Source organism: Streptomyces sp. NBC_01363 (assembly GCF_026340595.1).
Lineage (GTDB): Bacteria > Actinomycetota > Actinomycetes > Streptomycetales > Streptomycetaceae > Streptomyces.
Genome location: NZ_JAPEPF010000001.1, coordinates 1,221,195 through 1,233,833, shown reverse-complemented (window position 1 = coordinate 1,233,833; position 12,639 = coordinate 1,221,195). Strand labels below are relative to the sequence as shown.

At 69.0% G+C, this 12,639-nt stretch carries 12 protein-coding genes and 2 pseudogenes; 6 read left to right on the top strand and 8 right to left on the bottom strand.

Features of this window, described 5'->3' with window-relative positions:
- Both OG611_RS05830 and OG611_RS05825 read right to left on the bottom strand, forming a co-directional pair.
- A complete protein-coding gene (locus OG611_RS05830; protein WP_266416204.1) occupies nt 1-1,053 on the bottom strand; it encodes an ATP-binding protein in 1,053 nt (350 codons plus the stop codon).
- Nucleotides 1,050-1,670: a Mu transposase C-terminal domain-containing protein gene (locus OG611_RS05825; protein ID WP_266416203.1), complete on the bottom strand. Its 621-nt coding sequence runs from the start codon at nt 1,668-1,670 to the stop codon at nt 1,050-1,052. The genes OG611_RS05830 and OG611_RS05825 overlap by 4 nt, the downstream gene beginning before the upstream one ends.
- A gap of 349 nt (nt 1,671-2,019) precedes the next feature.
- Here OG611_RS05825 and OG611_RS05820 point away from each other — a divergent pair, with 349 nt between their 5' ends.
- A complete protein-coding gene (locus OG611_RS05820) occupies nt 2,020-2,658 on the top strand; it encodes a LysE family translocator (protein ID WP_266416201.1) in 639 nt (212 codons plus the stop codon).
- Nucleotides 2,659-2,706: 48 nt separating this feature from the next.
- Here OG611_RS05820 and OG611_RS05815 read toward each other — a convergent pair.
- The 4 genes and pseudogenes from OG611_RS05815 to OG611_RS05800 form a co-directional block, all read right to left on the bottom strand.
- Nucleotides 2,707-2,802 (bottom strand): annotated as a pseudogene (locus tag OG611_RS05815) (AAA family ATPase); the annotation flags it as partial.
- A 78-nt stretch (nt 2,803-2,880) separates the two neighbouring features.
- Nucleotides 2,881-4,785 carry a hypothetical protein gene (locus OG611_RS05810; RefSeq protein WP_266416199.1) on the bottom strand — a complete coding sequence of 635 codons (1,905 nt, stop codon included), beginning with the start codon at nt 4,783-4,785 and terminating at the stop codon, nt 2,881-2,883.
- On the bottom strand, nt 4,782-5,495 hold the full coding sequence (locus tag OG611_RS05805) for a tyrosine-type recombinase/integrase (protein WP_266416197.1): 714 nt from the start codon (nt 5,493-5,495) through the stop codon (nt 4,782-4,784). The genes OG611_RS05810 and OG611_RS05805 overlap by 4 nt, the downstream gene beginning before the upstream one ends.
- 61 nt (nt 5,496-5,556) lie before the next feature.
- On the bottom strand, nt 5,557-5,892 hold the full coding sequence (locus OG611_RS05800; RefSeq protein WP_266416195.1) for a hypothetical protein: 336 nt from the start codon (nt 5,890-5,892) through the stop codon (nt 5,557-5,559).
- Between the two features lie 247 nt (nt 5,893-6,139).
- On the opposite strand from OG611_RS05800, the pseudogene OG611_RS05795 reads away from it, so the two are divergent.
- From OG611_RS05795 to OG611_RS05775, 5 genes and pseudogenes are all read left to right on the top strand, one after another.
- Nucleotides 6,140-6,550 (top strand): annotated as a pseudogene (locus tag OG611_RS05795) (SAM-dependent methyltransferase); the annotation flags it as partial.
- A gap of 249 nt (nt 6,551-6,799) precedes the next feature.
- Complete coding sequence (locus tag OG611_RS05790; RefSeq protein WP_266416193.1) at nt 6,800-7,759, top strand: phosphotransferase family protein; 960 nt, start codon at nt 6,800-6,802, stop codon at nt 7,757-7,759.
- A gap of 278 nt (nt 7,760-8,037) precedes the next feature.
- Nucleotides 8,038-8,523, top strand: coding sequence for a helix-turn-helix domain-containing protein (locus OG611_RS05785; RefSeq protein ID WP_266416191.1), 486 nt, complete (start codon nt 8,038-8,040; stop codon nt 8,521-8,523).
- Nucleotides 8,524-8,550: 27 nt separating this feature from the next.
- The gene (locus tag OG611_RS05780; protein WP_266416189.1) at nt 8,551-9,207 is read left to right on the top strand and encodes a hypothetical protein; all 657 of its coding nucleotides are present in this window, start codon (nt 8,551-8,553) and stop codon (nt 9,205-9,207) included.
- A gap of 147 nt (nt 9,208-9,354) precedes the next feature.
- On the top strand, nt 9,355-9,696 hold the full coding sequence (locus OG611_RS05775; RefSeq protein WP_266416187.1) for a DUF2516 family protein: 342 nt from the start codon (nt 9,355-9,357) through the stop codon (nt 9,694-9,696).
- Here the strand turns inward: OG611_RS05775 and OG611_RS05770 are convergent.
- The gene (locus OG611_RS05770; protein WP_266416185.1) at nt 9,678-11,060 is read right to left on the bottom strand and encodes a PP2C family protein-serine/threonine phosphatase; all 1,383 of its coding nucleotides are present in this window, start codon (nt 11,058-11,060) and stop codon (nt 9,678-9,680) included. The genes OG611_RS05775 and OG611_RS05770 overlap by 19 nt on opposite strands.
- A 435-nt stretch (nt 11,061-11,495) precedes the next feature.
- Nucleotides 11,496-12,572, bottom strand: coding sequence for a C40 family peptidase (locus OG611_RS05765; RefSeq protein ID WP_266416183.1), 1,077 nt, complete (start codon nt 12,570-12,572; stop codon nt 11,496-11,498).
- Nucleotides 12,573-12,639 lie beyond the last annotated feature (67 nt).

The following is a 12,639-nucleotide window of genomic DNA, read 5'->3' as shown; positions in this document are numbered from 1 at the left end:
TCAGGCCGCCTTCGGCCTGCGGGCGTACTTGGCACGGGGGCGATCGGGCCGGGTCTTCTGGACGGCGTGGTCGAGCTCGATCTCGTCGAGCATGCGCTTGGTGATCTTTTCCGCGCCGCTGTCGATGGCGTCGACTGCGGCTTCTCGGATGAGCTGGGAAAGACTGCCGATCAGCCCGCCGGTGCGCTCGTGGAGGTAATCGGTCATGGCGACCAAGGTGCCGGAACGATGGGCGTGTAGTCGCAGGGAGTCCTCCATGGTCACCACCAGGGCCTGCCAGCTCTCCTTGTCCGCGCGGTTCTTGTGGCCGAAGGGCCGGGACGGGATGACCGTGTAGCGGCCGGCGATCTGCTGTCCGCGTGTGCCCTGGAACAGGCTGCTGGTCTCGACATCGAGACCAGCAAGCACGAAGGTGGCCGCGATGCGTTCCGAGAGGTACTTCAGCTGATCGGATGCCTCGGCTCCGTTGCGGGTGGTCAGGTCGAGGTTGTGGATCTCGTCGACCAGGACGAGCGTGGTGCCGAGCTTGCCGAGCAGGTCACAGACAGCGATGGTGATCTGGACCTGGCTCATGCGGTGCTCCAGCGGGACGCCAAGGAATCGGGCGAACTCGCCTGCGAGCATCTTCGGGGTGGCCGCCGGGGGAACGGTGACGAAGACAACCGGCAGTCCGCCGATGGCGGTGGGGTTGCGCCGCCGGGTGATCTGTTCGACGTTCTCGCCCAGTTGGGTGATCGCTGTGGTCTTGCCGGTGCCGGCCGAACCGGACACGATCAGGCCGCGACGGGCGGAGACCTGATGCCGGTTGAGCACGATGCGTTTGCGGCCCGTGGTGACGACGCCACGGATCGTGGGGGTATTCACGATGACGGATCGTGTGTGGTAGTCGATCCGCGCTTCCCTGCAGGACTCCAGCTCGTCCTCGTCCAGAACGGTGCCGGACGGGAGCGGCGGCGGGGGATCAGGGTTCTCGTCGACGAACGCCCGCCAGCCTTCCTTCGTGGTCAGTGACATCTGCGGGTTGGCGATGTCCGGTGGCGGAGCCTCGCTCACAGGCGGCTCCCGTCGGTGAAGGCGTCGAAGACGCCGAAGGGAATGACGTTCGACGGCTGCTCCAGGACGGTGGTCTCGTCCTCGGCGTCTTCCGGAGCCGGTGCCGGCGGCAATGCAGGGACGGACCGCGCGGGCTCCAGGGCGGCGCGGGTGCGGGCCGCGATTCGGCGGTCCGGCCCGCTTTCCGCCCGCGTCAGCAACTGGTCGACTGCGGCGGCCACAGCGGCTTGGTTCGTGTCGTCCTGGCCCCGCATCGCGAGCAGGTCCCGGGCCCGGCGCCAGGTGAAATCCGCGAACGGTGCGGAGACCAGGTGCCGGTGTGTCCACGGAACCGTGATCCACTCTCCGGTGCGCGCGTCGCGTACCCAGATCTGAGACAGGTCGTAGGGGTCGTAATGGACCTCCCAGAGTCCGCCCTTGGCGGTCACTCCTGAGGAGCGGCGCCGCAGTGGGTTCAGCCCGGGACAGTTGTAGGTGCGGTGGTCGACACGGATGCCGTAGTCGTTCACCGAACGCCAGAGTGCTGGCAGCAGTTCCAAGTAGTCGGGGCCGCTCAGTGGCATGGGCAGGTAGTCGGTGCGGGAGACCAGCAGGGCGTATGCGTCATTGGGAGACATCGGCCGGCCCGGTAGGAACGGGCTGCGCAGTCCTTCGTGTGGCCGCTGCTGCCAGCGACCTTTACCGACCGCAGGAGCTCGGATGCATGCTCTGAACTGCGACGATTCATAGACTACATGTTCGTGACGCCAAGTTGGGGTCGTTGCTGGAGCTCGTCTGGGTGGTCTCATGGCACGAGTCCGGCTCTGGCGGGCGGCCGGGCTCGTGGACACTCCCCGCAGGGTCAGGTCGTGCTGGTGAGGGCCGGGTGCGAAGAACGGGGGCACGGTTCGGTTCCGGGCTCTGCACAGTTCTGCACAAGTGAAAAGGGGCTGAGGGGCGAACCTGGCCCGTGCTTACATGGGCGTCATGGTGTCTGCTGAGCGGTTGCTTGCCTTCGCGGCTATGTCATTCCTGCTGATCGTGATCCCCGGGCCCAGTGTGCTGTTCGTGATCGGGCGGGCGTTGGCGCAGGGGCGCCGCGCGGCGCTGACCACCGTCGTGGGGAACACGTTGGGCGCCTACGTGCTCATCGTGGCGGTGGCTCTCGGGGTCGGATCGATCGTGGAGCGCTCGGTCCTTGTCTTCACGGTGCTGAAACTGGCCGGTGCCGCCTACTTGGTGTATCTGGGTGTCAAGGCTTGGCGGCAACGTGGCTCGCTGCAGGCCGCGTTCACTGCTGACAAAGCCGCGCAGGGCGGCTTGCGCACGTTGTGGGAGGGGTTCGCTGTCGGTGTGGCCAACCCCAAGACCATTGTGTTCTTCGCTGCTGTGCTGCCGCAGTTCGTCGACCGCGCTCAGGGGCACGTCGTAGTTCAGATGCTGCTGCTCGGGCTGGTCTTCAACATCATCGCAGTGGCCTCCGACAGTCTGTGGGGACTGATCGCGGCAACCGGACGGGACTGGTTTGCCCGCTCGCCTCAGCGGCTCTCCCTGGTCGGAGGAGTCGGCGGGCTCACGATGATCGGCCTCGGTGTCACCGTGGCCGCGACGGGACGCAAGGACTGATCCCGCACCAGGAAGCGACCGGGTCAGCCGCGGCGCGTTCGGCCGGGGCTGGGCTTTGGTGTGGGCGAGGCGGTAGGACTCGGCGCCGGTCTGGATGATCGCGCCGTTGAAGGTCAGCCGGTCGACGATGACCGCGCAGGTCCGGGAAACCCGTGAACGTTTCAGTCTCGACGACCCGCGAGATGGCCCGTTCACCGGAACGGCGGACGGGCCATGTGGCAGTCAGCGGGGAGAGATCAAGTGCCTGATCCCGGGTCGGTGATGCGGGCTTCGATGTCGGCGACGCGTCGGTCTTGGAAGCGGAGGTTGGAGCGGGCGGCCTTGAGCCGTTCGTCGAGGGTGCGGTTGTCGGCGGTGAGTTGACGGACCCGCTGCTTGAGCGTGGTGTTCTCGGTGGTGATCCGCTGGATGGCCTCCTCGGTCCACTCGGCTTGCAAGTCCCCTGTCTGGCCGAGGAGTTCGCCGATTCGGGTGCGCTGGGTGAGGATCTCGGTCTGGGCGGCCTTGAGTGCTTCTCTCTCCGCAGCGGCGGCCCGTGACAATGATCGTCTCCCAGGCGTCCCGCAGGCCGCGGTCGAACGGGTCGTAGGTCTCCGCGAGCCTGAGCAGGTTGGTCTCGTCAGCGAGCGCGCGGGCGACACCTTCGGCGAAGGGCTGCCGAGAGCGGCTGACCGTCCGTCCTGGGGCGGGCATGGCGGCGATGAAGGCCCGGTCCAGGCCGAGGCGTTCGGCCTCTCCCGACTCCAGGGCCCCGCGCAGGAGCCGCCGGGTGCGGTGGAAGACGCGCTGTCGGGTGTTGGCGGTCACGATCGACGGCTTGCCGTGGACGCCTCTGGCCGCCAGCGAGACGAGGCCGTCCCGCTCGCGTTGCCGTTGGTCGGCGACGAACTGGTGCATGTGCTCGGCCGTCAGCACCCGCGGGTCGTGGCCGCCGGCGGGAGCGTGGAGTTCCAGGAAGGTACTCAGCTCCAGACCGGCTCGGCGCATGTCGTCGAAAGTGCCTCCGCTGCGCGGACAACTCGGAGAGCGCAGGATCGCGACCAAGTGGTCCCAGATCAGGTCGCGCAGCCATTGCTGGGAGACGCCGGTGAGGTCCATGCGGACCGAGCGGCCCGTGAGCTTCCGCCCGAAGTGCTCGGTGAGGATGTAGCCGAGCTCACGCGTCTCGGCCGGCGTCACGTAGAGGGGGTGCAGCCAGCCGGTCACGGCCCGCACGATGTGGACCGCCTCGCGGCTGACCGCCTTCTGCAGAAGCTGTTCCTCCTCGGGGCCTGCGTCCGTCAGCGACCGGAGACCGTGCTCGCGGGCGAAGTTCGCCAAGCCCTGCCAGGTGACCAGTTCCCAGCGGCCGTGTGCCTTTTGGGTGTAGGCGAACATGCCCCACTTGATCTCGGCCCGCAGTAGCGGATTCAGCCCCCGAAGGTTGACCTGCGCGGGCCGGAGCACTGCCTCTGCACTTGCGCACCAGCGCTCGAAGGCGTGCTTGTCCTCGTAGCTGACCGGCGCGACCAGCCCGCGGCGTCCGTAGCGGGTGCCCCACTGCGACGGCAGGGTCGCTTCTCCTGGCCTGCCATGCCTGCGGTAGCGGCGTTCGTGCCGGAAGCACAGCCCGAGCGGGGAGTCCGCCAGTTCCGGGCAGACCTGGACCCGGCAACTGCCGAAGCCAGGGAGGGGGTCCTGGTCGAGGAGCCAGGCGTCGAAGTCGGCATCGCCGTCACGGCGGCCTCGATGGTTGTACCAGCGGAACTCGTGATAGTGGCAGAGCCCCAGTGTGAGGTGTCGGGCGGGGCGCTCGGGGCAGATCCCGCAGGTCCGTTGCTCCACGCCATCCCCGGGGCCGACGGACGGCGCGGAGCGGAGGAACTCGGCTTGCGTTCCTCCCCGGGAGCGGTGGTCGCGCCAGAGCATCTCGTGGGATGAGCACAGATCGCCGTGGCCCATCGTGGACCGCTCGCAGTCAGCGCAGAGGCAATTCCACCGGTAGACAGGGAGGTTCGGTGGGACCTTGATGATGTCCGGGCAGAACAGCGGGTCGAACGACGGGGCGCTGATCAGCGCGGTGAGGACCTCCAGCCGGTCCCGGCCGGTGCGGGTGTCCGGCTGCGGCAGCAGGGTTGGCACGGTCACTTCGGCTCACCCCAGACCGTGCGCAGGGCGGCGTCGAACGTGGGGTCCTGAAGGTCGACGTGGCCGTAGACCTCGTCGACCGTAGCGGCCGAGGCCCAGCCGCCGGCGTCCCGGGCTATCAGCAGGTTGCCGTCGGCGGCGTCGAGGACCGCGGAGGTGAACGTGTGACGGAAGGCATGGGGTTTCACCAGCCCGAGCCCGGCGCGTCTCCCGGCCCGGCCGAGCATCCGCCGGGCCCCGACCGGCGCCCACGGCTGTCCGGCGCGGGCGCCATGCAGCTGGACCAGGAGCATGCCGTGTCCGGCCCCGCGCGGGTACTCGCTGGTGAGGTACTCGAAGTAGGTGTGCACCATCTCCGGGCTGACCCGCTTGATCAGCCCGCCGGTGACCGTGCCGTGTTCGACCTGCCAGGAGTGTTTGGTCTTGGCCTCGGCCCGGTTGGGGTTCTCCGGCCGGTGGCAGACATGCAGGTGAGGGCTGCGGCACTCGTTGCAGGCCGCGTTCTCCCGCAGGTGCAGGTCGACCAGGTGCAGCCCACACAACTCGCCGATCCGCAGTCCGCCGTCGGCCAGCCAGGTCACCACCATCCGGTCCCGGGCCGAGTTCGCCGCCTCCAGCAACTTCTCCCTCGCCCCGTCGGGCAGCATCTTCGGGTGCCTGCGGTGCGGCCCCTTCGGCGCGAGCGGGTTCGCCGGCATCACGGATTTCACGTGCCCGAGCATCGAGCGGCGCCGGTCCACCCGCGACGGCAGCCGCGTGCCGTCGAGCTTCTCAGAAGCCCTTCAGGCAGGATGCCGCGATCGACAGCGCGGACCGGCCGTAAGGGCGCTTGCCCACCCGCCACGGCTCTCCGAGCGGCATGTGGACCTCGGCGCCGACGATGCCCATGTACCGTTCCAGGTCGCGTAGTTGGACCGTGTCGAAGGCCAGGCACTCGCGTTCCAGCCACCGCAGATGATCCACCAGGTAGTACGCGTATGTCTTCTGTGTGCCCGAGCCGTCATGGACGCGGAGGAACCGGTCCGCCTCGGCGTGGAGCGTGCCCTCCGGCCAGACGATGGTCCACGACCTCCATCCGCCCTTCCGCTCGATCCGCTGGACCCTCAAGTCCCCGACCACAAGGTGCCGTACCACTCGTCCTCCGTACCGACTCCAGAACAGGACGAACGTCCTGAAGGTCGGTAAACGAGCCCATGACGTCCACGCCACAGGCTCGAACGGACATCACGAACAGCACAAATCACGGTCGGTAAAGCAGGCCACGATCCACTCCTGCAACAGGTCGTCCACTTCCGCGAGCGTCCAGACGGCCTCCACCTCGGCCCCCGGCGGGTCGTGTTCGAACCGGTGTACGAACGCCGCCCAGCAGATCATCGATCCGCAGGCATGGCGCGAGACCCTGCGTGGGGCGTACGAAGCATCACGGCCTGGCGGCCGTCTGGTGTTCGAGACCCGAGATCCAGCCGGACGCGCCTGGGAGGAGTGGAACCGCGAAGCCTCATATCGCGTGACGGAGATCCCGGATGTTGGCGCCGTCGAGAGCTGGGTCCAGGTGATCGAGGTGAGCGAGCCGCTGGTGACGTTCCGCTGGACCTACGTGTTCGCTGCCGACGGGGAGGTGCTGACGTCGGACTCCACCTTGCGCTTCCGTGAGCGGCAGGAGGTCGAGACGGAGCTGATCGCGCAGGGGTACGTGGTGGAGGACGTACGCGACGCTCCTGACCGGCCAGGCAAGGAGTTCGTCTTCGTCGCGCGACGTCCGTAGCTCAGCCCACGGGAGACTTCGCTGTCCCGCCTCGCTGGAGCTGAGGCACGGCGGCCGTCTGACCTGGTGTGTCTCAGGTTGAGTGAGATGCCGAGTGTCCGTCTGCCTCGCCCAACTGACTTCTGACTTGCGCCTCTTAGAGCATCTGCGTCCGGATCCAGGCTTGCTGGAAGGACTGAGCCGCACGGCCGTCGGTACCTGTAAAAGCCTTCGCCCGTGCCGCCGCCCGGATGATGAGGTGGCACGGTGATGAACCACGATGAGACCGCGACCGTCCGACCGTTGACGCTGGTTTGGGTGAGTCGGCACCTGGAAGCTGGCGAACGGATCGTCAAAGCCGAGGCGCTGCACGGCGGCATCACCGCCGAGATGCGGAGGCTGATCATCGGCACACGGGACGGAGGCACCCGTGACCTGGTGCTGCGGAGCTACGTCGACCCGTTTTACATGGAGAACGCCGAGGACGGGCTGATTGGGGAGGCCGGCGCTCTGACCTTGCTCGCGGGGACCGCCGTGCCGGCTCCTTCACTGGTCGCGGTTGATCCGACCGCCGCGCAGTGCGAGTATCCGTCGCTCCTGATGACCCATCTGGCGGGCCGGACGGTCCTTGACGACATGGGAGTGGAGGCGCGTGTGCGCCTGCTGGCCCGTCAACTTGTTGCGATCCACGCGGTGTACCCCGCTGAGCGGCCCCGGGAATATACGACGTTGACGACCGCCGACACCGTCGTGGTTCCCAAGGGCGCCGACGCGGCCGTATGGGCCGCGGCTATCGAAGTGATCCGCAGACCCGCGCCACCCTATGAAGGGCGCTTCCTGCACCGGGACTTCCAACCCGGCAACGTGCTGTTCGACGTGTCGCCTTCGAACCCGGAAGGCGCTCGGATCACCGGCGTCATCGACTGGGCAGGAGCCTCCTGGGGCCCGGCCGATCTCGATGTGGCGCACTGCTCCGTCAATCTCGCGCTGCTGCACGGCCCGGCTTGGGGGCTGCGGTTCGCCGAGGCGTACGAGGAGGCCGGCGGTGTGCTGGCTGCGAGCGTGAGCGAGCGGCTGTACTGGCGGGTGCGGGACGCGCTGGCCGCCTCGGAGGAAGTGCAGTCGGTGTCGCAGCCGTGGCGGGAGGCCGGGAGAACAGAGCTGACGACGCGAGCTGTGGAGGAGCGGCTGGATGCCTATGTCACCGCCCTGATGGACGCGCCGGGCTGACACGCGAGACACAGGGGCAGTTGCCCGAGATTGAGCGAGACGTACAGCCCGATGCCTCACATCGACCGAGACTGCTTCGGCTTCAGCGAGACAGGACATTCGCCGCGCAGATTGATCGGGACTCGATCACTTCGCCGAGCAGATCCAGCGGGAAACTCTCACAAGCACTGGGAACGGACAACTGCCGTGGCTCGGCACAAGAGGCCATGCGAGTGGTGTGGCGCACTTTTGCAAGCGTCTGCTTGCAAAAGTTAGCAAGGGTGGTGCACCATCGGGATATGGCATCACTCAACGTCGGCAATCTCGGTGAGTACCTGCGCGAGCAGCGGCGCAACGCGCAGCTGTCGCTGCGGCAGCTCGCCGATGCCGCCGGGGTGTCCAATCCCTACCTCAGCCAGATCGAGCGCGGGCTGCGCAAGCCGAGCGCCGAGGTGTTGCAGCAGGTCGCCAAGGCGCTGCGGATCTCCGCCGAGACCCTTTACGTACGGGCCGGGATTCTGGACGAGCGGGAGCGGGAGGAGCTGGAGACGCGGGCGGTGATTCTGGCCGATCCGTCCATAAACGAGCGGCAGAAGAGTGTCCTGCTGCAGATCTACGACTCCTTCCGCAGGGAGAACGGGTTCGAGCCCGGACCGGAATCCGGCGTCGCGGCCGGATCGGAGACCGGCGACGAATCAGGGCCGGACGCCGGTGCGGATGCCGATGCGGCCCCGAAGCCGTCAAGGCCTTCAACGCCTTCAACGCCAGAGAAACCCTCACACTGAGTCTGATGATCCGGGAGGACCACAGTCATGGCCATCACCGATGACCTGCGCAAGACCCTCACCGACCCGACCCCCCTCTACTTCGCCGCCGGTACGGCCGACCTCGCCGTCGAGCAGGCGCGCAAGGTCCCGGCGCTGATCGAGCAGCTGCGTGCCGAGGCGCCGGAGCGTATCGAGGCCGTGCGCAACACCGACCCCAAGGCCGTGCAGGAGAAGGTGACCTCGCAGGCCAAGGAGGCGCAGGCCACCATGCAGGCCAAGGTCACCGAGGTGATCGGATCGTTCGACAGCGACCTGCGGAAGCTGGGCGAGAACGCGCAGGACCTGGCGCTGCGGAGCCTGGGCGTGGCCGCGGAGTACGCGGTGCGGGCCCGGGAGACGTACGAGAAGGTCGCCGAGCGCGGCGAGCAGACCGTGAAGAACTGGCGTGGCGAGACGGCCGACGAGATCGTCGAGATCGCCGTCGTCGTCGAGCCGCGCAAGGAGTCCAAGCCGACGGGCACCGCGAGGACCGGGACGGCCGCCAGGCCCGGCCCGGCGAAGTCCGCACCCGCGCCGAAGCCCGCGCCGAAGCCCGCGCCGAAGGCCGTCAAGCCGGAGAGCAAGGCCCCGGCCGCGCCCGCCGGGAAGGCGCCCGTGCGCAAGCCCGCCGCGAAGAAGACCACTCCGCCGACCGCCAAGTAGGACCCCGGCGCCGCAGCACCCTCGGCGGTGCTGTGGCGCCGCAGTGTGTAGCGGGGCGCGGGCCGGGCACCTTCAGGGGTGCCCGGTCCGTTGTCCCGGTACCTTGGCCGCGAGGCGCTCATCCACTTATTAGGCGGTGCACACACCATGTTGCTCACAGGATTCAGCACACTCGTCTGGCTGCTCTACATGGTCATGCTCGTGCTGGCCGTGGTCGCACTGATCATGGCCGCGATGGCCCGTGAGGACGCCTACCGGGCCGCGGACAAGCAGAAGAAGTCCTTCTGGCTGCTCATCCTCGGCATCACCGTCGCCGTGAACCTCTTCGTGCCGATGCTGTTCCTGCAGCTCGCGGGGGCGGTCGCCTCCATCGTCTTCCTGGTGGACGTGCGACCCGCCCTTCAGGCGGTCTCGGGTGGCGGCCGCGGCCGGCGGCGCGGCGGCTCCAGCAGCGACGGTCCGTACGGGCCCTATAACGGCGGGCGCTGAGCGTTCGCGGGGTTCGCCGCGCTCACGCGGGCCGTGGGTGATGCCGATCCGGGGCGGGGGCGCGGGATGCTCCGGCCCCGGTCGCCGTCGGGGATCCGGAGGCGGACGCGTTCCTGGTCGCGGTCGAGCAGGAGGACCGCGACGTCGTCGGTCAGTTCGCCGCCGTTCAGCTCCCGCACCTGGGTGACCGCGGCCTCCAGGAGATCCTCGCCGGTGAGCCCCTCCGCCAGCTGCCGGTTGATCATCGCGACCATGCCGTCCTGGCCCAGCCGCTGAGTGCCGGCCGGGCCCACGCGTCCCTCGATCAGCCCGTCCGTGTACATCATCAGGCTCCAGGAGCCGCCGAGATCCACCTGCCGGCGCGGCCAGCGTGCACGCGGCAGCAGGCCCAGGGCCGGTCCGCCGTCCTCGTACGGAAGAAGGTGCGCGGCCTGTCCGGGCCGGGCGACCAGCGGGGCGGGGTGGCCCGCCAGGCAGAGTCCGGCGCGCCGACCGTCGGGGGCGATGTCCACGGTGCAGAGCGTCGCGAAGATCTCCTCGCTCTCCCGCTCGTGCTCCAGTACCTCCTGGAGGGTGGAGAGCAGTTCGTCGCCGCAGAGCCCGGCCAGGGTCAACGCCCGCCAGGCTATGCGCAGTTCCACGCCGAGCGCCGCCTCGTCGGGGCCGTGCCCGCAGACGTCGCCGATCATCGCGTGGACGGTGCCGTCGGGCGTGCGGACCGTGTCGTAGAAGTCCCCGCCGAGCAGCGCGCGGCTGCGGCCGGGGCGGTAGCGGGCCGCGAAACGCAGATCGGAGCCGTCGAGCAGCGGTGTGGGGAGCAGGCCGCGTTCGAGGCGGGCGTTCTCCTGGGCGCGTAGCGTGGACTCGGTGAGCCGGCGCTGGGCGATATCGGCGCGCTTGCGCTCGACGGCGTACCGGATGGTGCGGCTGAGCAGCCGGCCGTCGAGTTCGTCGCGGAAGAGGTAGTCCTGGGCGCCGACCCGTACCGCCGCGGCGGCCAGCTCGGTGTCGTCCTCCGCCGTGAGGGCGAGGACCGCGTGGCGCGGGGCGATCCGCAGGACGTGCTTGAGGGCGGCGAGCTCGTCGGCTGCCGCCGCGTCCCCGGCCACGGAGGCGCGGGTCTCGCTGCCGGTGGGCAGGGCGAGGTCCAGCAGGATGCAGTCGACGTCGTCCGTGAGGAGCCGGCCCGCCTCGGTCAGGTTGCGGGCGGTGCGGATGCGCACCCTCGTGCCGGCCGCGGCCGGGAGCTCGGGGACGGTGAAGGTGCCCGCCGGGTCGTCCTCGATCACCAGGAGGGTGAGGTCGGCGCCGTGGGAAGCCTCTGCAGCGGCGTCGGCACCTTGCTGCGGTACGGGTACGGGCATCGGTTCGGGTTTCCTTCCCTCCCCCCGAGGGCGCGGCGGGACGACGATCGACGACCTGCCAGACGGGGACGATAGCGGTCCGCGGCGGGGGAACGGAATGGCGTTCCGGGATCGGCCTCCGGCATATGCACAGCCATAAGCCGCGTCAGGTCACGGATCCGGCGAGATGGGCCGGGGTGGGGGCGGGTGCCCGGGCATGACAAAGCTCACGCGGGGTGGTGGGCGGCGGGTGGCGCGGGTCACGCACGTGGGCCGGGCGGGGTGCCGTGGGGTGTCCGGCAAGGTGTCCGGGGGCGTCCGGGGAACGCCTTGTCCTCAACCGCCGGACGGGTTCGATCTGCCGGACGAGCCCGGTCACCGGACGAGCCCGCCCTGACGAGCCCGCCCGGACGGGCCCAGTCGCCGGACGGGCCCGATCTGCCGGGGCGGCGGCGGTTACTTGTCCGGGCGTACGACGCCGAGTATCTGCATCGAGCCCGCACCCGCCAGCGTGACGTTGCGGCCGGGGCGGGGGGCGTGCACGATCGCGCCGTCGCCGATGTACATGCCCACGTGACTGGCGTCACCGAAGTAGATGATCAGGTCGCCGGGGCGCATGTCCTTGATGGCGATGTGCGGCAGCAGCCGCCACTGTTCCTGCGAGGTGCGGGGGATCGGCCGGCCCGCCGCCGCCCAGGCCTGTGACGTGAGCCCCGAGCAGTCGTACGACTTGGGGCCCTCGGCGCCCCAGACGTACGGCTTGCCGATCTGCGCGGTCGCGAAGGCCACCGCCTCCTTGCCGCTCGCGCTCGCCTTGCGGTTGATGTCCTTCAGGGCGCCGGAGCTGAGCCAGGCCGTCTGCTGCTTGTACTCGGCCTCCTGCTCCAGCTTGAGCAGGCGGGCCCGCTCCTCCTTCTTCAGCCGCGACTCCAGCTTCTTCGCGGCGTCGATCTGCGAGTTGATCTTCTTCTTGGCCTTGGCCTGCTTGATCCGGTTGGCTTCGAGCTTCTTCCAGTTGGTGCTCGCGTCCTTGGTGTACGTCTCCAGGTCCTGCTGGGTCCTGGTCAGTTCGCCGAGCACGCCCTGGGCGGCCTGCTGGCCCTCCCTGACGCGGCTCACTCCGTCCAGGAACAGCTGCGGGTCGTCGCTGAGCATGAACTGGGCGCCGGGCGGCAGTCCGCCGGTGCGGTACTGCTCGCGGGCCTGGGCGCCCGCCTGGCTCTTGAGCTCGGCGATCTTCGACTGGCCCACGACTATGGCGCGGGCCAGCTTCACGATCTCGCCGGACTGCTTCTCGGCCTTCTCCTCGGCGAGGTTGTACGCGTCGGTGGCCGTCCCGGCCTTGCGGTAGAGGGCGTCGATCTCCTTGCGCACCTCTTCGAGGCTCTTCTTCGGCGCCTCGGCCCCGGAGGCGGCCCGCCCGTCGGAGGGGGATGGGGGCGCGGGCGTGGCGAAGGCCTGGACCGGCGTGATGAGTACGGTCAGCGCGCAGACCAGAGTGATCGCGGCTGAGGCACAGTGACGTCGGTTCACGAGATTCCCCTCCGAATGAATCTGATTTACCGTCAGTAACTTTTCGCCGATGTCGAGATCGTGCCAT

Coding starts and splice junctions, on each gene's coding strand:
- OG611_RS05790 (WP_266416193.1), top strand. CDS start 6,800: ATGAACCACGATGAGACCGCGACCGTCCGACCGTTGACGCTGGTTTGG.
- OG611_RS05780 (WP_266416189.1), top strand. CDS start 8,551: ATGGCCATCACCGATGACCTGCGCAAGACCCTCACCGACCCGACCCCC.
- OG611_RS05825 (WP_266416203.1), bottom strand. CDS start 1,670: ATGTCTCCCAATGACGCATACGCCCTGCTGGTCTCCCGCACCGACTAC.
- OG611_RS05775 (WP_266416187.1), top strand. CDS start 9,355: ATGTTGCTCACAGGATTCAGCACACTCGTCTGGCTGCTCTACATGGTC.
- OG611_RS05820 (WP_266416201.1), top strand. CDS start 2,020: ATGGTGTCTGCTGAGCGGTTGCTTGCCTTCGCGGCTATGTCATTCCTG.
- OG611_RS05770 (WP_266416185.1), bottom strand. CDS start 11,060: ATGCCCGTACCCGTACCGCAGCAAGGTGCCGACGCCGCTGCAGAGGCT.
- OG611_RS05785 (WP_266416191.1), top strand. CDS start 8,038: ATGGCATCACTCAACGTCGGCAATCTCGGTGAGTACCTGCGCGAGCAG.